Source organism: Legionella cardiaca (genome assembly GCF_029026145.1).
Lineage (GTDB): Bacteria > Pseudomonadota > Gammaproteobacteria > Legionellales > Legionellaceae > Tatlockia > Tatlockia cardiaca.
This window is the reverse complement of the sequence record NZ_CP119078.1, coordinates 882,016-901,872: the sequence shown is the minus strand read 5'-3', so window position 1 is coordinate 901,872 and position 19,857 is coordinate 882,016. Positions and strand designations below refer to the sequence as shown.

Genomic DNA, 19,857 nt, shown 5'->3' with positions numbered 1-19,857 from the left:
ACCATTGTAAACATCCCAAAGCTCTCCGCCTGTTTTTTGCCAGATATTCCAAAAGGATTAAATTACCTGGTAAATTCTATGCGTCGCTCTTCGTTGAACTCCTCATTCAGTTTTCTGTAAGATCTCTTCTTCATAAATTTTACACGCATGCACGAATGTTTATTGAACCCTCAACAAACGCCGCCCGTTTAGATCTTATGCATACTAATGAGTGTTTTCCTGCTTGTAAGGAGACAAGAACTCTTATCGAGAATATTTTGCTGAAGTCTTATTTGAAAATGACATAGCTCTTTGAGGAGAGCGTTATTTTGAAAGTAGCAAATAAAATAAAGACAGCACCCGAAGTATAAAGGCAGTTAAACGTTGTTTGAGTTTACTAAAATTGCGGATGATGCCAAAATATGTGCTAAGTATAAACAAGGAATTATTTATTGAGGTATCCATTCTCCCAATAAAGCCCTGTTGAAGAGTAATTTAATTTATGATTGCTATCCAATTAAATTTGTTGTGGATGAAATGAAAGATAATAAAAAAATAGTAAATCAATACGAATATCCTGATTTTCTCGTCTCCGCTCTTGCTATCCATGGCTCTGTAACGCCAAAAGTGTTAAAGCAAGTATTAGTTGCAACTATCTACGCATGCTTAATATCGATTTTAAAATTGCTTATTCCTTGGTTTGCAATTCCTATAAGTCCTTTTGAGTACGCAGGACTTGTTATGGGATTAATTTTGGTTTTTCGCATTAATGCTGGTTATGATCGCTGGTGGGAAGCAAGGAAACTTTGGGGTAGTATTGTAAATAGTAGTCGAAATTTAGCAATAATAATTGCTAATTATGTGTCATCTACAGAAAAGGAATCTATACAGCATCTTATGGGATATATCGCAGCCCTTCCTTTCTTAATAAAAAATCACTTACGTTTGAATGAATCAATTAAAGAGGTGGAGCATCTGGTCGATCAAGCAACCTTTTTAACGTTACCACAAATTACACATAAACCGAATTATATATCCAGTAAGATTGCGGGTTTACTTTCCCTTTTATTAAAAGAAAATAAAATTAACGAGTTTTCATTTCTTAAGGCAGAAGAATGTCGTGAAATTGTAATTGATTGTCAAGGAGCATGTGAACGGATATTAAAAACCCCCATGCCTTTCGTGATGGCAATTAAGTCTCGACGTTTTATTCTATTGTTTTTATTGATACTTCCTATCGCTCTTGTAGATTATTCAATTTATATAAACCCTTTAGTTACGGCACTTGTGGCCTATGCTTTGTTTTCATTAGATCAAATTGGTATTGAACTACAAAATCCATTTTCTCCAGAAAGGCTTAGTCATTTACCTTTAGGAGACATTTGTCGAGGAATAGAAAATAATGTGATGGAAATCTATTCGAATCATGGGAGTAATTGCATAAAAAATTATGATCATAAAACACCTTCTCTAAAAAGAATAAAAGATAAAATCCAAACAACGCTCTAGATATTAAAGTGGATACATTTCTTTATTAAAGGTAAATACTATAACTTTCGATGAAAAAATAGACTAATTTATGAAAACTATTACAAAAGAACTACAACAACAGATAACACCGGACCAGGCTATTGAGCTTTTAGAAAACGGTAACAAACGCTTTATTCAAAATTTAAGCTTTAATAGAAATCTTTTACAGCAGGTTAATGAAACTGCAACTGGCCAATACCCTTTTGCAACAATTCTAAGTTGTATTGATTCGAGAACACCGGCGGAATTAATTTTTGATCAAGGCCTCGGTGATATTTTCAGTATTAGAATCGCTGGAAATATTATCAACGATGACATCTTGGGAAGCATGGAATTTGCATGCAAAGTTGCTGGTTCAAAACTGATTGTAGTTCTAGGGCATACTAATTGCGGAGCGATAAAAGGGGCCTGCGATGGTGTAGAGATGGAGCATTTAACAGGACTGTTAAGAAAAATCAAACCCGCAATAGACAGTGAAAAATCCATAACCAGTCAACGATGTAGTGATAATACCGAGTTTGTTAATGCGGTTTCAAAATTAAATATAATAAACAGTATTAATTATGTCCTTGCCGAAAGTAATATTTTAAAAAAACTTATATCAGAAAAAAAAATTAAAATTATTGGTGGTTTATATGATATAGCGAGCGGTAAAGTTTTATTTTTTAACCGTTAATGTAAGCTTATTCCCAGGGTCTGGGCCTGTTGACATGTCACCGTCCACCTACGTGACTCGGCTCGTCCGCGGCACCCCCACAAGGTCTATGCCGCCCTACAAATCGATAAATTGTTCAGAAAAAAAGAGCTTCAACGGCCCAATCATTTCTGCCAAAGCCTATCCAATAGGAGTCAATTCAAGATTTGGAGCCAACTTCCCATCTGCGCTTGCTTTGTCATTCACAACTTTCGCTACGCAAGAGTCAGACCATACATTTAATGCTGTCTCGAGCATATCAATGAGGCTATAGAAAGGTAAGATGATTCCTAACAAGGTAATAGGCACATTCATACTTGCAAGTAAACTTGCACTAAGGAAAAAACAACCCATAGGCACGCCTGCATTACCAATTGCAGCAATCGTCGCAATTACAACCCATAATGCCATCATTCCTAATGAAATTTCGATACCATGATTTTGCATGAGATAAATGACGGTTGCAAAAATAAAAGCTGCACAGCCATTCATATTGAGACTGGTGCAGAGCGGTAAAACAAAACGACTTATTTCAGGCTTAACATTTAAATTTTTCTCTGCTGTTTCCATTGTCACTGGTAAGGTACCTACTGAGGATTTAGAGAAAAAAGCAACTGAAAGCGCTGGGAGCATGCCTCTAAATGCCGCAAAAGGTTTGATACCTTGTGACTTCAACCAGAGTGGTAAAATCACAAAGCCCTGAATTAAATTGGCAAGCACAATGATAAGTAAATATTCACCAATTCCTTTAATGGCCATGCCTTCACGCAACTGCATTACTGTCGTAGTGATAAATCCGTACAAGCCTAAAGGAATCACAGCAATGATCCAATTAGTGATTACCATAAATAAACCATGCGCACCTTTAAAAAATTGCGTAATAGTTTGTCTGGCATCAGGCTCAGGAATGAAACGAATAGCCACACCAACTACAATCCCAATTAACAAGACTCCCATCACTTGATGTTCAAGAAACGGTGCCAAAATGGAGGAAGGAATAAGATTGGCGATATGCTGGAAATAACCCAATTGATTTGTTTCCATGGGTGCAGCAGCACTTTGTTTAACAACACCAACCATACCTGGATGAATAAGAAGATATAAAACACAGCTGGTGGCAGCAGCAACTAACGTCGTTCCAAGTGTATAACTCATTGCACGACGCCAAATCTTGCGCATTATTCCATCCGCACGGTAATTTGATAAAGTCACAATAATTGATAGTGCAATAATGGGAAGACTGATGCATTTGAAAATTTTAATGAAGACGTCAGCAATGAATAAACCAAAAGTTTTTAGCAAAGGAATATCTGAATAACCACTTAATATCCCAAGAAAAATCATAATCGCATATAAAAAAGGAGTACTTAACCATCGTTTTTTCTGGGGTGATTGTTGTGTGCACATGAGAAAATACCTTCTATAAAAATTAAATGGGGCTTTAGGAAACAGCAGAGGTTAGCAACAACAGCAGCAGCAACAACAAAATGAGAAGGAGGTTGCGGAAACAATAAAGATATAGGAAGGTAAAAGTGTATCGTTCATGATCACCATTTAGGTTATTTTTTACACATTGAGTTCATATTTTAACATATTCCGCTTTTAGGTCAAGTCTTTTATTAACTCCTTACTTTAACCCTTTCTTTAAATGAACTATTCTTTGATAAGCTTCAGCAATACGTTCTTTTGAAATCTTATTTGTATTAACTAATTCTTCTATTTTATCAATTACTTCATCAGGAGTTATTTGGCCTAATTGATTGCCAAAAATTAACATATCAGCCCCAGCATTAATTGTCAGATACAACGCCTCTTCTAAGGAATAATGTTTGGAAATTGCATGCATCTGCAAATCATCGCTAATGATAACACCATCAAAACCTAATTCCTGTCTTAATAATACCGTCAATATTGTCTTTGAAAGGGTCGCTGGCAGTCCACTTGGATCTAATTTACGGTTTATTACATGAGCTGTCATAATCATAGCAGGCACATCATTCTCTTTTAGTAGCACCCGATAAGGCTCAAGTTCGCTTGGATGAAAAGTTCCAGTGACATCAACAAATCCTTCATGTGTATCACCACAGGCACTACCATGGCCAGGAAAATGCTTGTAGCAACAAGTAATTTTATACTCTGCAAATATTTCTACAAATTGCCTGGTCACCTCAATGACCCGTTCAGGATGAGCCGAAAAACTACGTTTGAGTTTACCAATAATTCCTTGTTCCTTGTTTAACTCAAGATCAACAACGGGAGCAAAATTAAGATTAAAACCAAGCAATTTGATGGTTTTTGCCATTTCGTGAATTTCATTCTGTAAATCAGTTTGCGAAAAACCAGCTAACTCTGCAGGACTTACAGTTTTCATACAGCCATCAATATGCTTTAGACGATCAACCGCTCCCCCTTCATAATCAATAGCAATAAAAAGAGGCAGGTTACTTGATGAAGCGTTGGCTTGGTGTAATTGCTTTGTTAAATGCTGGATTTGCTGACGATTAATTAGATTTTTACCTTGACGCTGATGTATTAAATCATAATCAAATAACAAGACACCACCTAAGTTATTTTTATTTAACCAATTTTTGATGGAACTAGATTCATCAATCATCGTGCCTGAAAACCCCATAATCAGCATCTGGGAAATTTGCTGTCTTAAGGTTGTCATTCTTGTTACCTCTTTTTATTATCGTCAGTCGCAATGGGAGGATGATACAAGTTATGAGGAGTTAAGAAAAGCTCGATAATTCTAATTCCTAAAGGTGAATCATTTTGTATTAAATCAAATGATTGCTAATAAGAAGACTAACGATTACAATTTTGTTCTTTTAATTGTCTAACAGGTTAAAAAATGTTTTTCTCTAGTCCTCCTAAAATTAATCGTATTGCCAATTACCTGCAAGCTCAATTAGCCGAGTTTTCCCAGGACAGATGGGCTCATTTTCTTGTTGAAGCAAAAAAATATCACTCAGAGTTCGCTATTCTTCAGGAACAATCTGGCGTAGAAAATATTCAGGAGATTGTAAATACCTCTTCCTGGTTACAGGCAAAAGAGAATTTTTCCTGGCGGCTTGATTTAGACACGAGTGGCACTATTGTTCCTGCTTTTGCAGTTGATAATGCAAAAAAACAATATCACCACTACACAAATCTTTTGCATAAAGCAGAACGTATTGTAGCTGAACTTAATGAAAAATCGCCAAATTACCAAACAATTATTACCTTGGCCAAAGAGATAAAAGCAAGTTTGACAATAGTACCCTCGATTATTAGTGGAGATCCTATATCAATTGAAGTAGGTTATTTCTCAGGCAGTAATTTATTCGTCAATTTTTTTAGTGGAATCGGTGGATTAATTTATGCTCCTATTGCTTTTTTAGCGGGTGTATTATTTGCAATTCCTGGATATTTTTTAGATTCTCAATATTTTGGTACTGCGTCTTTTCTGCTCGATACAGCAATCTATTTTTGTGAATCTTTATTCAATGTAGCAAGTTCGGTTCTTTTCCCAATAGGAATGCTTTATTCAAAGTACCATACCGACTCTTATAATATCGTTAAAGGGGATTTACCACGCTGTATTGATAATCTCATAGCACTTGCAACAAACGAATTACCAAAAGATGTCGAGCTTAAGGAAATCAACACGTCCTCCTTAAGCATCATCAATTAACTTGTCCTTATTGAGGCGGGGGCGCAGGGATCTGGCTCCAATCACATTGGCAATTTCCTTGCGCATCCGGAGGCAAGGGAACTGCCGCAAAATTAGCAGGGAAACAAACTGGAATATTCCAGGCAGTATCACCTTCTCCTATGGTGGCAGGCAAAGACCAATAACGCATTGACATATAATTTTTTCCAACTTCACTTTGCCAGAAAACAGGCTGATAAGTGGCCTGATAAAAAAATCGTTGTGCAGGTTCACAAGTAAACTTCTGTCGCGCCCAAGATTTTCCTTTAGGAACCTCTACAGTAACCACAGGCTTGTTAGTATTTGCATCGACCACCACTACCTTTACATCATAATTTGTCCAGCAACTATCTTTTGCCAAGGTAAAATAACAAGTGAAGGCAAAAGTTTGGGCGGAAAATATTACACAACCTATAGCAAGCAAAAGCCTTATTCTCATTGGAACATCCATTTGTCAAAAATATTACCTTAATTATAAGCAATAATTTTATCCAAAATGCACAGAGTGACACATAAAAAAGCAAATATTTTTTATTGCTTTTTTATTTAATGCCCTTTTTTCTCAAAGAGTTGCAGGTATTACGGTTGATTTCCATCATATATCGGTATATTCTTCGCGCTGAGGAGAGATGGCCGAGCGGTCGAAGGCGCACGCCTGGAAAGTGTGTATACGGCAACGTATCGAGGGTTCGAATCCCTCTCTCTCCGCCAAAATTCTTAGGCAGACCTACTAACACATCTATGCGTCCACAATTAATTAAACACTTCTATCAATGCGAGGATTATTTTTTTAAATCAGTAAGTAAAGAATGGTTTGCCCTAAATGATCATGCATTGATTTATGTAACTAATGTCCCTGTAGCAAGCTTAAATCTTGTTGTTTTACAAAAAGATATTGCCAATCCCCATGATTTTTTTGAACAGTGCGATCATTTTTTTGCAGCCAAAAATTTACCATGGGCAGCAGTTCTTTCGACCCACTATTTGAAACACGATTTGGAAGATTATTTACAGGGAATAAATTTTGAAGCGAGTGAAAATGCTACGGCAATGTTTATTGACTTGCATGCCTTATCCCCCTTTGTACCAAACGAAAAATTCGTAATTAAATCAACGGATAATAAATTAAATGATTGGATGTCTCCATTAATCGATGCTTTTAATTCAACAAATGAATTGACATCACTTTATCTGCAAACACACGAGCGGGCACGCACCAAAAAAGCCCAGCTTCGCCACCTTACTTTTTATATTGATGACCAACCAATCTCTTCTCTGACTCTATCTTTTCATAATAATTTAGCCCGGATTGATGATTTCGGCACTTTATCGGCTTACCAAGGAAAAGGCTATGGAAGGTATCTCCTTAATTACACTTTAAAGGAGGCAAAAAAAGCAGGCGTCGAGTTTTGTTTTTTAGAAGCCGCCGAAACCAGTTTGTCCCTCTATGAAAAAATGGGATTTAAAAACCTTTTCAAAAGAAAGTACTTATGGGATTTCACACTTTAAGCAATTACGCCGATATAAAACCCTGAATTTGTATTTTCTTATTAAATTCAGCGACATAAAAATTATTTTTTGAAAAATTTTAAATCAATTTATTTCACTAAAAACAATAGTTGTGTATTTTTTTGTCGCAAAGTACTAAAATAGCCACTAGCGAATAAATAAAAAAATTTTGGAATTTTTCTTGGAAAAGAAACTCTTTACTTGTTATTTGATAGGAGAAGATCCTTTACTATTGCAATGCGCAGAAATTCTTCTATCCTACAATCATTCAATACTGGGCATTATCTCTCCTCTTCCGGCGGCCGAAGATTTTGCATCAAAGAGGAAAATACCTTATTTCCGTAAACTTATTGAAGCTAAGTCGGTATTAACAATAACCTCATTTGACTATTTATTTAGCATTATAAATGGGGCAATCCTTCCTCTTGCTTTGCTACAACAACCGCAATGCATGGCTATAAACTATCATAATGCCCCTTTACCAAAGTATGCAGGACTACATGCGCCTTCTTGGGCGATTTTAAATAATGAAAAAATTCATGGGATTACCTGGCATAAAATGGTTGAAGAAATTGATGCAGGCGATATCTTGAAACAAACCCTCATTGAAGTAGAGCCCAATGAAACAGGCTTAAGTCTAAGTGTGAAATGTTATCAGGAGGCAGTACATACATTTAAAGAATTGATTTATGAAATTACTTTCCAGCGCCTTCATATTCTTCCTCAAGATTTAAAAAATCGTACTTATTTTGATTATTATAAAAAACCTCGCCATGGGGGATGGATTACTTGGAACGACTCTGCCGAACTCATTGACAGAATGTGCAGAGCACTCAATTTAGGACATCATTACCACAATCGCTTGGGATTGCCTAAATTTAATATTGGAAAGGATTTTTTTCTTATTACACAGCTACATATGCTTAATGAACCGAGCAATCATCAACCAGGTACAATTTTAGAGATAACACCTAATTATTGGCGCATTGCAACAAAAACTGAAATAGTGCAATTAGAGCAAATCATTTCTTTACATAACAATACACCACTTAATTTAGTGGAGATTGCTAATCAGTACCATTTAAAAGTTGGTTCAGTACTTCCATCCGAACATGAAAAAAATCTGCTGGAGTATGAGTATCTCTATGAAATTTATGCGATTCACGAAATGTTTTGGGTGCGTCAACAAAAACACTTTAATCCTGCCCTACTCCCCTTTCAATCCTTAGTGTCCTCTTCAAAATGCATGCCTTTAGAACCTATCGCTTCTCTTGATACCGCTAAAATATTTGTTTCCTCGACGAATGAATATCCAAGGAATCCTTGCAATATCCTCTTTGTAGCATTGTTAATTTATTTTTATCGTTTGGGGAATAAAGAAAAATTTGGTGTCGGTTTTTCTCACCCCAAATTGCATCAATTATCTGAAACCATAGCACCCTTATTTTCTCCGGTTGTCCCTTTTTCATTATCGTTAGGAGAAGACTCTGCTGTTGAAGAGGTATGTGATGCTTTTTTTAAACAGCTATTAATGTTCGATAAACATTTAAGTTTTTCGAAAGATATCTTTTATCGTTATCCAGAATTAGCTTCAAGTTCACAATCTTTTTACCCTGTTACAATTGTTATAGGTCATGAAGCGAGTCTGGAAAAACAAATCCAGGAGCTTAATGCATCCGTTATTATTACTATTTCCAATACTTATAAAATTCAGTGGTATAGTCGAGATAACAATAAAGATTTGCGAGCCGTAATTAAAAATAGCGTGCAGCACCTTCCTATTCTTATTAAGGGAATGATAAAACATCCCACAATGTCTATTTCAAAATTGCCTCTGCTTTCTCAAAATGAGCGCCAGCAATTATTGATTACATGGAACAACACACAAACACCTTATTCCAGAGATAAAAATGTCGTGCAGCTTTTCGTGGAACAAGTCCAAAAGACCCCTTCGCAGACTGCTTTATCTTACGAAGGGCATTCGCTTTCATATCACTCACTCAATGAACAATCGAATCAATTTGCTCGTCTATTACAAAAACAAGGGGTTTCACCTGGGAGTCATGTTGCAATTTGCACTGACCAGGAAATTCATTTAATTGTTGGATTATTAGCCATTTTAAAAACTGGAGCGGCTTATATTCCAATAGACTCGAATTATCCTAGCTCCCATATACAATTTATTTTAAGTGACAGCGATTCAACACTGGCATTAGCTTCAAGCTCTGTAAAAAGCAAGATGCAGAATTGCTGTGATAGCCAAAATGTTCCTTTAATAATCTTCGATGACTTAATAGCGACAGCTGCCCATGAGAGTCGCGATGATTTTAATTTTGCCAATTCGACGCCTAACAGTCTTGCTTATATTATTTATACATCAGGTACAACAGGAAAACCCAAAGGAGTGATGGTTCCTCATCGTGGAATTAATCGCTTGGTTAACTCAACCAATTATATCCAAATTACTACCAAGGATCGTGTCGCACAAGCAGCAAGTATTAGTTTTGACGCAGCCACTTTTGAAATTTGGGGCGCCTTGTTAAATGGTGCAACGCTTGTGGGTGCTCCTCATCACATTCTCCTTAATGTTGACCTGTTTAGTCAGTTTCTTGTCGACAAGAATATTACCGTGCTATGGTTAACATCAGCTTTATTCAATCAATATGCATCTATAAATCCATCTATGTTTAACAAGTTGTCATACTTATTAGTAGGCGGGGATGTTTTAAATGCTGAACGAATAATGAATGTAATGCAGTGCGATAAGGGAGCTCCCCAAAATATTTTAAATGGCTATGGTCCGACAGAAAATACAACGTTCACAACCACTTATTCCATTATTCCTCAAAAAGAAGGCTATCAATCAATTCCAATCGGCAAACCAATCGCTAACACGACCGTATATATTCTTGATAACCATTTGGAGCCTACGCCAATTGGAGCACCCGGTGAACTGTATACAGGGGGAGATGGCGTTGCGCTTGGATATTTAAACCGCCCAGAAATTACTGATTCGCGTTTTATTCCGAATTTATACGATGCTCAAGGGACGTCTAAATTATACAAAACAGGGGATATCGTAAGGTGGATGCCCGATGGAAACATTGATTATCTCAGTCGCCAGGATAATCAAATAAAAATTCGTGGTTTTCGTGTAGAACTTGAAGCGATTTATTCTATATTACTTCATCATGAAGCAGTTACTCAGTGTGCTGTTCGCGTCTACGAAAATGAGAAGCATCAAAAATCGATAGTTGCATACCTTGTTCTTAAAACTGAGACACCTGTCACTCAGATTCAGCAATATATGTCCACTCAACTACCAGGATATATGATACCTAGTTTTTTTATCATTATTGATAGTATCCCTCTTACTTTGAATGGAAAAGTCAATTTTGAGAAATTGCCACCGCCTGATTTTGCCTCACATTCTCTACGTGCAGAGTATGTTGCGCCTCATACACAAATTGAAAAAAACATCGAAAAAATATGGAGCGAATTATTTGAACTGGATCAAGTCGGTATTCATGATTCCTTTTTTGATTTAGGCGGCCATTCCTTAATGGTGACGCAGCTGGTCTTAAAAATTAAAGAACATTTACAATACGATTTACCCTTACAGCAATTTCTTGAAAACCCAACTATTTATCATTTGGCCCAACTCATAGAAGCTAACCTTAACACCGAAAAAAAACCTTCATCTTTAGCAACTCATTGGCAATTTGATATCGAATTAAATTTATCTCATTCAATTAATGAACTAGAACCGTTTAGTTTTGATGTTCAATCAGTACTACTCACTGGGGCAAATGGTTTTTTAGGTACGAGTCTCTTACAACAACTCTATGATTTAACCTCCGCAACCATTTATTGTTTGGTAAGAGGAACAAATTATGATGATGCAAAAAATAAACTTGATAAGGCCATCAAACAATACCATCTTCACTTTAAAGATAGTAAGCGTATACGTTTGTTAGTTGGCGATTTGGAAAAACCTTATTTAGGTCTAACGATTGAAGAATTTATGTCATTAGCCGAAGAAATTGACATAATTTATCATAATGGCGCAGCTGTTCATCATCTCTACAGCTATGAAATGTTACGGGCAGCTAATGTTTCCAGCGTCAAAGAAATATTGAAATTTTCAACCATTAAAAAGCAAATTCCTATTCATTATGTATCTACCTTATCTGCAGCTGGGAATTATACTGACAATTTCGATGCGATTATTGAAGACTTCATTTACTCTCATCCTAACGCCGCTCCTCTGGATGGTTATAGTCAAACTAAATGGGTAGCAGAACAGTTGCTAGCGAAAGCTCACCAACAACAATTTCCAGTTAAAATATATAGACCTGGCTGGATATTGGGACATTCTCTTTCTGGGGTTATTGCAGCAGAGCAAAACCATTTACTTATGTTAATAAAAGGCTGTCTCCAATTAGGCTATGCCCCAGCTTGGGATGTTTCAATTGATATCCTTCCTGTTGATTATGTAAGCCAAATGATTATAAAAACATCACTAAATAAAAAAATACCCTACCATTTATTCAATTTAGTAAATCCTAATAAGTTATACTGGAAAGATTTGATAGAATATCTGCGACAACGAGGGTATAACTTGTCATTACTTCCACCACAAAAATGGCGAGAAAAACTTACAAAAGAGATTAATCCTGCGAACGCACTTTATTCGTTACTTACTTTATACATCAATCAAGATGATAATGATTGGATGAAAGGATTGAATAAAATATCTCATGCAAACAATCAAAATACGCACTATGCTTTTAAAGAAAACAATATGGAATTTCCCTTGATTAACCAGCAACTACTGGATACTTATTTTAGTTTTCTAGAGCAAAAGGGATTTTTAACAATAAAATAATGTCATCTTATTAGGGTAGTTTAATAATGGGAAAGAAATCCACAAGTATTCCTCTGCACCAACAAATGGAAGCAATCTTCACCTTATCAGAGGATAGCATTATTATTTTAGATGCTAATCATCGTATCATTGACTTTAACCAAGCTACTGAATCACTGTTGGGCTGGAAAAAAGAAGAACTAATTGGAGAATTTTTTAAAGAAGTTTGTCTTAATTGTGTCAACAAATCACCTTTCCCCCTCACACAGGTGGATGCTGTTTTACAGGGTAATCATAATGATTTTGAATACATTCTCTATAGAAACAACACCAAACGATATATTACCTGGAAGTTTAGTGCCCCAGATAAATCAAGTTTAATTATTTTAGGAAAAGATACTACAGACCAAAAACGTTTAGCCTTACAGAATGTAACCATTTTTGATCAAATTAAAAAAATTTCCGCCGCAGTGCCTGGTAATTTCTATTGGAAAAATAAGAATGAAGAATATTTAGGCTGCAATAAAATTCTTCTTAAAACACTTGGCTTTAATTCCATGAAAGATATTGTTGGAAAGACAGATTATGATCTTTGGCCAGAACATGCAGATGAATTGAAAAAAAATGATGAACAAGTTATCCAATCTAAACGGCCGATCTTTTTTGAAGAAACCGTAACACTTGATGGTAAAAAAATGTATTTTACTGTCATTAAAATGCCCCTCTTGGATGATGAAGGCAATATCATAGGCATTTTAGGTAACTCTTTAGATATTACCGAACTTAAAAAAACACAAGCCGATTTAAAAGTAGCCAAAGAAATCGCTGAGCAAGCAAGCCATGCCAAAACTGAATTTTTAGCAAACATGAGCCACGATATTCGAACACCATTAACTGGCATTATTGGAATGTCGAAAATGTTGGAAGAAACCGTGCAAAGCCAGGAGGAAAAGCAATACGCTAGTTGGGTTAATGATAGTGGAGAACAATTATTAAAATTTCTAAATGGCGTTCTTGATGTCATTTCTGCCGAACATATGAATGAAGATGATCTTCATCTAGAACCATTTAATCTGCAAGAATGTCTGGAGGACTTAAGTCAGCTAGAACGGCCCGCAATGGTTCAAAAAAATCTGGACTTTAATTTAAATATTCCCGCAGATATTCCTTCGATTATTATAACTGATCGCTTTAAATTAAGTCGTATTTTGCTTAATTTACTGGGTAATGCTATTAAGTTTACCGAATACGGTAGTATTAAACTTGCGGTTCATCGACAAACCACTTTAGATAATAAAGAATTATTAGCGTTTAGCGTATCAGATACTGGAAAAGGGATTCCCAAAGAAGCTCAAAAAAGAGTATTCGAGCGTTTTTACCGTGTCTCACCTTCTTATAAAAATGATCACCATGGACACGGCGTAGGATTACATATTGTAGAAAAATATATAGGCTTGTTAGGTGGTAAAATTGAACTTGAAAGTGAAGAAGGAAAAGGAACCACTTTTTTCTTTACAATTCCGTTGTTTCATTCACAGAATACTTCGACTGAAAATTTTTCATCTGCAGATAAAAACTCAGCTATTCAGTCTTCTTCTAGTCATGTTGATTTGCCATTTATTCTACTAGTAGAAGATAATACTGTAGCCTTAAAAGTCCTCGAAGGAATGGTGGCTAAAACAGGCTGCGCTTTTTTATCTGCTACTTCTGGCGAAGAAGGTCTACAACTTGCAAAAAAAGAGCGATTTGATTTAGTTATTACCGATATTGGTTTGCCTGGCATATCAGGTAATGAAATGACGCGACAAATTCGTGCTTATGAAAAAGAAACGAATACTCCAGCGCTTCTTATCTATGGTTTAACTGGTCATGCGGTACAAACTGCCGAAATGCAATCCCTACAAGCAGGAATGAATGGTTTATTTACGAAACCCATGACTCCTGAGGCCTTTAAAAAAATGCTGGAAACTTTTCGCTCCCAAAAAGAAAATGCCCCATCTTTCAAAAAACCTACTGTCTTAAGTGCCAATTTGCCAGATTCAAATGAGCTCTTTGCACTCGATCGTTTTTCGCTACTTGATATAGAAAAAGGCATTACTACCTTAGGCAATTTAGATATTCTCAAAGAACTTTTAGAGACTATGGTGAATCACGCTATTCCTGCTGAAGCCCTGGAAATTAAAAAAGCTTATGCGCAAAATGACTGGGAAACCATTGAAAATCTGGTACACAAAATGAAAAGTGGTGCGCTATATTGCGGTGCTGTTAGGATGCAATATGCTTGTCATTATCTTGAGCACTATCGAAAAACTGGAGAAAACGATTTACTCGATAAGTTATATCATCAATTAATTCAAGTAGTCGATAATACCAAGATGGCAATGAACACCTGGCTAAAAGAAACCATTTAACTTAGAGATAACCTTCAAGGATCCATTGCATGAAATCCCCATGCATTGTGAATGACACGGGGATTTATTCTACTTTGTTGGTTATTTAAAATTGAATCCATCATAGGCGGCGTTATATTCCGTAATGGATTCGAGTTGTCCATTCCCACACATCTGAGCAATTTTAATTAAAATTGCCTTATGTTGCTCTTGTTGAAAATCCAGATCAAATTCCATCAGATCTTTTTTCAGCAATCTGGCTAATAATTCCACCTGCTTTGCATTAGGTTTTACTGATGCAAATATAGGTTTGGTTCCTCTCATTCCTTGAGCGAGGATTTGAGCTGCCTTTCGAATTGCAACAAAGTCCTGCGCTCCCTTATCTGCAATCTGCTTGTCACAGGCTTCAGTCGCAGGAGGCTTGGTTTTACCTCCCAACGCTTCAGCCATGTTTAATGCATGCTTAGGATCACAAAAAAGAAGATCGAAGTTATCTTGATCAAGCTTTTTTCCATAGCTAAGACAAAAACAGGCACTTGTTAAAGTACGAATAAACGCAAAATTTTCAATAAGTTTAGTAATATTATCGGGACTAAGAATTTCAGCTGCGGCTAATTCTGCTAATAAATCAAGAAATTCTAAATTCATTAAATTTTTTTTAAATAACTCCGCACAAAGATGATTTTTTTCAATACTTAAATTCGTAAATTCTTTTGTGAAAATCTCATTTTTGCGTAAATATCTCACGACACTCGCAGCAACCTCTGCATTTTGCGATTGTTTAAGAGCAAGTTCTCTAATCTCGGGAGAAAATTGTTGTGCTTTCTCCAATTGTGTAAATAACAACGCCATTGAATCTGCGACGGCTGGGACAGTTGTGAAGAGTTTTTTATTCTCTTCGTTATCCAACGAGACAGTATTTGCAATTCTTATCGCATTAGCTAATTTAGTGGCATATTGAGGATCACTGATTATTATTGTTGCCAGATTGAAGCTAGTACATAAATTATTCTTTACAAGAATATCCACTGCCTCAATTAAATTGACAGAGTGTTGCGGGTTGTTAAAAAGAATATGTAAAAGAGATTGCACTTGAAGTAATGGGAGTTTTAATCTCTTAAGAGTTTCCAATGCAAGACTTACCTTTATATGATAGATCTGCACTATCGCATTTTTAAATAGGCTGTCTAAATGCGGTTCGACTGGCCATTTTGCCTCCTTAAATATATCTATTATTTCCTTGATCCAGGCGCTAGACGCCACTACATCAGGATGAAAGCATTTATCAAGGTTAGCTTGGGTTACACTCTCTTTAAGCAGGGTTAATTCTTTCAGAATCTCAAGAAACCCAATCGTATCATTTCCTAGCTTACAAACCCTCAATAGATTTGCTTTAATTAACTCTGGATGCTGCAACAACACCAAAATTTGATGCACAGAACTCATGTACTGGGTTGGTAAACAGTCTAACTCTTCTTCTGCAATATCTAATTGGCGCAATAGGATTATGGTACTTGCCATTGCACAAGATGCTTTATTGTTAGCTGTTAGTTGTAACGTTCTCGAAGAAAGAAAACAAGTTTGTTTAAGAAGCTCAATATCCTTTAATTTTTCATCGATATTTGCCAGATCATTAATTCCTTGCACGATCTCAGATAAAGGCGCATCAAGAGAATATCCTTTTAACGTCTCCATAAGGCGCGACAAATTATCAGCAAAATCTTTGTATTTTTCTAAGAGAAAGATATATGAACCAGCCAACTGTTTATTTTTTTTCAGCCTTTGCAGAGCATTTTTTCCACCTAAATGTGCAAGGAGATTTCCTAAAGCGATACTACTTTCCGAATCGTTCCAGGTATTTTTTCTAAGACAAATTCTTACTACTTTTACAAGCTCCAGCGATGTTAATTCTCTATCTTTACCTTCAAGCTCATTATTATAAAACTGCCGTAATTCTCCAATATGAGGTTCATCTTTGAATATACGCCCTGTTCCTTTATTCCCATCATAACTGTCAAGGCAACTTTTAATTTGTGCAATTCTCATAAGACATCCCATCCATGTTTATTCCATACTTATCAATTTTCAAAGCTAAACAAACTTTCTTTATTGCCTGCAAGAAAATAACGGTAGCTAACTCAACAGTCAATAACTCCTTATTTTTTATGAAGTGAGAAGAAAATTTCAGTTAAATGAGCAAAATAATGCGCTTCAAGTCCATCCTCCAGATTCCACACCCAAGAGAGAATAGCTTGCACAAAACACCATTGATAAACCCGTTTCTCATGCAAATTTAGTAGAGTTGCACATCGATTAATACGTTTACCTAATACAAATGGAAGCGATTTGACTTCAAGTAATTTGGGCATCGGGTTTTGCATAAAAGCAGCAAGTTCATAGGTTTTATCACCGATTACACCTTTGGGATCAATGATTATCCAATCATGGTCGTGCTGTAAAATATTTTCATGATGCAAATCGCCATGCAATAATTTATCTTCGTTCCTGGTTTGAAAAAGTATCGTAAGTTGTTTTCTAGCTTCTTCGAGATAAATCTTTGGAATAGGCCACTCTTTATAAAGTACTGCAAACCAATCTCGCAAATGAGGGAACTCATTTTTTGCGGGTAAAGGAGCATGATGCAACCGCTTTATACAGTCACACACGATTTTAGTAGCTTCATCTTCATTGTGAGGCCAGTGAGCTTTTAAGGAACTGCCAGGAACAGCACGCTCCAAAAGTAATGCATGCTTATCTTGCGCTAAAATTGAGATTACCCCATAACCTGCAAAAGCCTTAAGCGCTTTCGCCTCATTGTCCACTATTCTTTTATCAAATATTAATTTAAGGATAATCGGTTTCTTATGCTGAAAACCACTTAAAACGTAATTGTAAGATAAATTATCGACAGGTGTTAAATGACTGAGCTGCCAAGCAGCAACCAGTTCATTAATCAGGTATGGCAACTTCTCTAACCAACGTTTCCCTTCCTTCCCATAAAGACTGATGATAGTTTGTTCATATAAAGACATTAAATTATCTCTTTTATAAATAGTTTTTATTTGCCATACAATTGCACTCTATGTACAATATTTGTTTTGTTGTTGACATGGAGATGACATGGGCAGAAATTTAACGACGGAAACCTTACAGCAATTATGCCTCCGCACTATAGCTCAAGATCCCAAATTAGCTTTTGAGTTGCTTCATGACAATGACTTTGTTCCCCATCTTAAAATTGCATTGATAGAACTCGCTTTCATTAATTTACTACCGGTTGAATTACAATTACACATTGTCAATTATCTCCCTTTTAACAGTTGGCAATCATTGTCTCAAACAAATCGAGCGTGGCATTCAGTTGTTATGTCGGCAACTAATTCCTATCTTAATTCACTAAATGCTAAACCAGAGCTGGCCCCACAGTATATAGCCAGCATATTGGAGAATTTAAACAAGGAAGTTAAACAATATGAACAAACTATGTTCGGAGCCCATCCTAAAAGAGGCTTGCAAGTAAAACAAATCAAAAATCTCATTACAGAAGTAAATGGGATAACTAACAGTCTGGCAAAATGGCATCATTTTAAAAGAAAATTACATATTATCTCTCAAGATATTGAAGACTCTTGCAATACATCCTTCTCTTTTTTTTCTGGCGCGAGGCATAGTAGGCTTTTTAATATTACCGTCAACGCACTCAGTAGCGGCCCGTCAGATGCCTGGTTAAAGAAAGCAATTGCTTACACTACTTTTTCGCCAACTCATCCGTTCTCACAAAACTTTTTAGAAGAACTTGATAGAATTCAGAAAAAGAACACAAACAAACCTAAGGGGCTTATAACTAGAATATCGAGCGTATTACCAGGGCTTTAATTTTCATGATCTCATTAATTAGATTATTACTTTCATGAGAATTTTTTGGACTGTACAGCATTGGGAAAAATTTCTTTTATCGGTATGATAAAGAACCGAATTTATTAATGGAGCCCTTACCATGAACAAAAGTCCAATTTCACCGCAAGATATACTTGCTGACGGTGTTGATTATACGGAATTTAAAGGAGTCCGAGTGAGAAAGGCGACGGTAGCTGCATTTATTGCAAATATTGAAGTACTTGAGGATGTGAATACCTCTGCTGAGGATAAAAGTCAGGCAATTCGCACGTTAATGGATTTAGCACCTTCAATTGTTGCCATTGGTTTGCCGCAACATGTGCAATTCAAAAATGATTTTATTGAATCAATTATTCAGGAAGCATCAGCAAAACTACAAGAGCAAAAATGTTGATAGCTGGTTTTCATAATCTCATTGAATATCGCACTCAAGGTGCGATATTTCAGTTATTTCTGTGAATTACGCCAAAGTTCTCGTAACATCCGATAAAGTACATGGCGTGAAAGGTGATGTTCTAATGATAAATTTGGATGATCAAAATCATCATTTTCATTATGAGTCATACCTATTTTTTCCATAACTCTCTGAGATCGTAGATTACTTAAGGCAGTAAACGACACAATTTCATTTAACTGCAATTTCTTAAAACCATATTCTAATACTGCTTTGGCACCCTCAGTAGCTAATCCTCTCCCCCAGAATGGCCAAGCTAATCGCCAGCCAATTTCCACGCACGGAGTAAAATGAGCAGAGAACGAGGGAATGTTTAAACCAATAAATCCTATAAATTCCTTACTCTCTTTTAGCTGTGCCGCCCAAAGCCCAAACCCATGCTGCCGAATATGAGTATTGATACGCTCGATCATTGCAATCGTTTCCTCGGCAGTTAAGATTGCTGGAAAATGCTCCATTACTCGCTTATCTGCATTCATTGCTATAAACGCATCAGTATCTCGCTCTTGCCATTCTCTAATAATCAAACGTTCACTTGTTAATATAATCATTGCTAATCTCATACAGTAATAATCAAATAAATTTAAGTTAAGCTTAAAAAAATATTAATTTTCAATGAAAATATTCGCCTTAATTCTATAAGGATCTCTATAAATTTTTAGCATTAATATGCTTTTATGACATAGTCCGTCAGAATAATCTGGTGATTATAAATCGTTCTTTATAACCTATGTGAAAAAATTCTTGCGTTCCCAGCCTTTTTCTTATAAAAATCTCCTTTTGTTGCAATTTCACATAGAAATTTCTAGACAAAATACAAAATTATTATACAATTTTTGACCC

14 protein-coding genes and 1 tRNA gene are annotated in these 19,857 nt (G+C 36.0%); 9 read left to right on the top strand and 6 right to left on the bottom strand.

Going from position 1 to position 19,857, the window contains the following annotated elements; genetic code table 11:
• The first annotated feature begins 516 nt into the window (after positions 1 to 516).
• Both PXX05_RS03905 and PXX05_RS03900 read left to right on the top strand, forming a co-directional pair.
• Entirely contained in the window at positions 517 to 1,488 is a 972-nt protein-coding gene (locus PXX05_RS03905; RefSeq protein ID WP_275089751.1) for a bestrophin family protein, read from the top strand.
• A 70-nt stretch (positions 1,489 to 1,558) separates the two neighbouring features.
• On the top strand, positions 1,559 to 2,185 hold the full coding sequence (locus PXX05_RS03900) for a carbonic anhydrase family protein (RefSeq protein ID WP_275089750.1): 627 nt from the start codon (positions 1,559 to 1,561) through the stop codon (positions 2,183 to 2,185).
• 159 nt (positions 2,186 to 2,344) lie between these two features.
• Here the strand turns inward: PXX05_RS03900 and PXX05_RS03895 are convergent, their stop codons facing one another.
• Together PXX05_RS03895 and PXX05_RS03890 are read right to left on the bottom strand one after the other, a co-directional pair.
• Positions 2,345 to 3,610, bottom strand: a complete 1,266-nt coding sequence (locus PXX05_RS03895; RefSeq protein ID WP_275089749.1) for a dicarboxylate/amino acid:cation symporter — start codon at positions 3,608 to 3,610, stop codon at positions 2,345 to 2,347.
• Between the two features lie 220 nt (positions 3,611 to 3,830).
• Positions 3,831 to 4,874 (bottom strand): glycoside hydrolase family 3 protein, encoded by a 1,044-nt coding sequence (locus tag PXX05_RS03890; protein ID WP_275089748.1) that lies wholly within the window; start codon positions 4,872 to 4,874, stop codon positions 3,831 to 3,833.
• Positions 4,875 to 5,057: 183 nt separating this feature from the next.
• Here PXX05_RS03890 and PXX05_RS03885 point away from each other — a divergent pair, with 183 nt between their 5' ends.
• Complete coding sequence (locus tag PXX05_RS03885; protein WP_275089747.1) at positions 5,058 to 5,879, top strand: hypothetical protein; 822 nt, start codon at positions 5,058 to 5,060, stop codon at positions 5,877 to 5,879.
• Positions 5,880 to 5,886: 7 nt separating this feature from the next.
• On the opposite strand, the gene PXX05_RS03880 is transcribed toward PXX05_RS03885, so the two are convergent.
• The gene (locus PXX05_RS03880; protein ID WP_275089746.1) at positions 5,887 to 6,336 is read right to left on the bottom strand and encodes a hypothetical protein; all 450 of its coding nucleotides are present in this window, start codon (positions 6,334 to 6,336) and stop codon (positions 5,887 to 5,889) included.
• Between the two features lie 184 nt (positions 6,337 to 6,520).
• Between PXX05_RS03880 and PXX05_RS03875 the strand changes: the two genes are divergently transcribed.
• The 4 genes from PXX05_RS03875 to PXX05_RS03860 all read left to right on the top strand — a co-directional run bounded on the left by PXX05_RS03875 (position 6,521) and on the right by PXX05_RS03860 (position 14,684).
• A tRNA-Ser gene (locus PXX05_RS03875) sits at positions 6,521 to 6,608 on the top strand.
• A gap of 30 nt (positions 6,609 to 6,638) precedes the next feature.
• Positions 6,639 to 7,406: a GNAT family N-acetyltransferase gene (locus PXX05_RS03870; protein ID WP_275089745.1), complete on the top strand. Its 768-nt coding sequence runs from the start codon at positions 6,639 to 6,641 to the stop codon at positions 7,404 to 7,406.
• A gap of 181 nt (positions 7,407 to 7,587) precedes the next feature.
• Positions 7,588 to 12,294 (top strand): amino acid adenylation domain-containing protein, encoded by a 4,707-nt coding sequence (locus PXX05_RS03865; RefSeq protein WP_275089744.1) that lies wholly within the window; start codon positions 7,588 to 7,590, stop codon positions 12,292 to 12,294.
• A gap of 26 nt (positions 12,295 to 12,320) precedes the next feature.
• The gene (locus PXX05_RS03860) at positions 12,321 to 14,684 is read left to right on the top strand and encodes an ATP-binding protein (RefSeq protein WP_275089743.1); all 2,364 of its coding nucleotides are present in this window, start codon (positions 12,321 to 12,323) and stop codon (positions 14,682 to 14,684) included.
• A gap of 81 nt (positions 14,685 to 14,765) precedes the next feature.
• On the opposite strand, the gene PXX05_RS03855 is transcribed toward PXX05_RS03860, so the two are convergent.
• Positions 14,766 to 16,709 carry a hypothetical protein gene (locus PXX05_RS03855; RefSeq protein ID WP_275089742.1) on the bottom strand — a complete coding sequence of 648 codons (1,944 nt, stop codon included), beginning with the start codon at positions 16,707 to 16,709 and terminating at the stop codon, positions 14,766 to 14,768.
• Between the two features lie 110 nt (positions 16,710 to 16,819).
• Positions 16,820 to 17,695 carry an aminoglycoside phosphotransferase family protein gene (locus tag PXX05_RS03850; RefSeq protein WP_275089741.1) on the bottom strand — a complete coding sequence of 292 codons (876 nt, stop codon included), beginning with the start codon at positions 17,693 to 17,695 and terminating at the stop codon, positions 16,820 to 16,822.
• 88 nt (positions 17,696 to 17,783) lie between these two features.
• On the opposite strand from PXX05_RS03850, the gene PXX05_RS03845 reads away from it, so the two are divergent.
• Both PXX05_RS03845 and PXX05_RS03840 read left to right on the top strand, forming a co-directional pair.
• Positions 17,784 to 18,539 carry an F-box protein gene (locus PXX05_RS03845; RefSeq protein WP_275089740.1) on the top strand — a complete coding sequence of 252 codons (756 nt, stop codon included), beginning with the start codon at positions 17,784 to 17,786 and terminating at the stop codon, positions 18,537 to 18,539.
• Between the two features lie 121 nt (positions 18,540 to 18,660).
• Positions 18,661 to 18,954, top strand: a complete 294-nt coding sequence (locus PXX05_RS03840; RefSeq protein WP_275089739.1) for a hypothetical protein — start codon at positions 18,661 to 18,663, stop codon at positions 18,952 to 18,954.
• 53 nt (positions 18,955 to 19,007) lie between these two features.
• On the opposite strand, the gene PXX05_RS03835 is transcribed toward PXX05_RS03840, so the two are convergent.
• Positions 19,008 to 19,565 (bottom strand): GNAT family N-acetyltransferase, encoded by a 558-nt coding sequence (locus tag PXX05_RS03835; protein ID WP_275089738.1) that lies wholly within the window; start codon positions 19,563 to 19,565, stop codon positions 19,008 to 19,010.
• Positions 19,566 to 19,857: the final 292 nt, after the last annotated feature.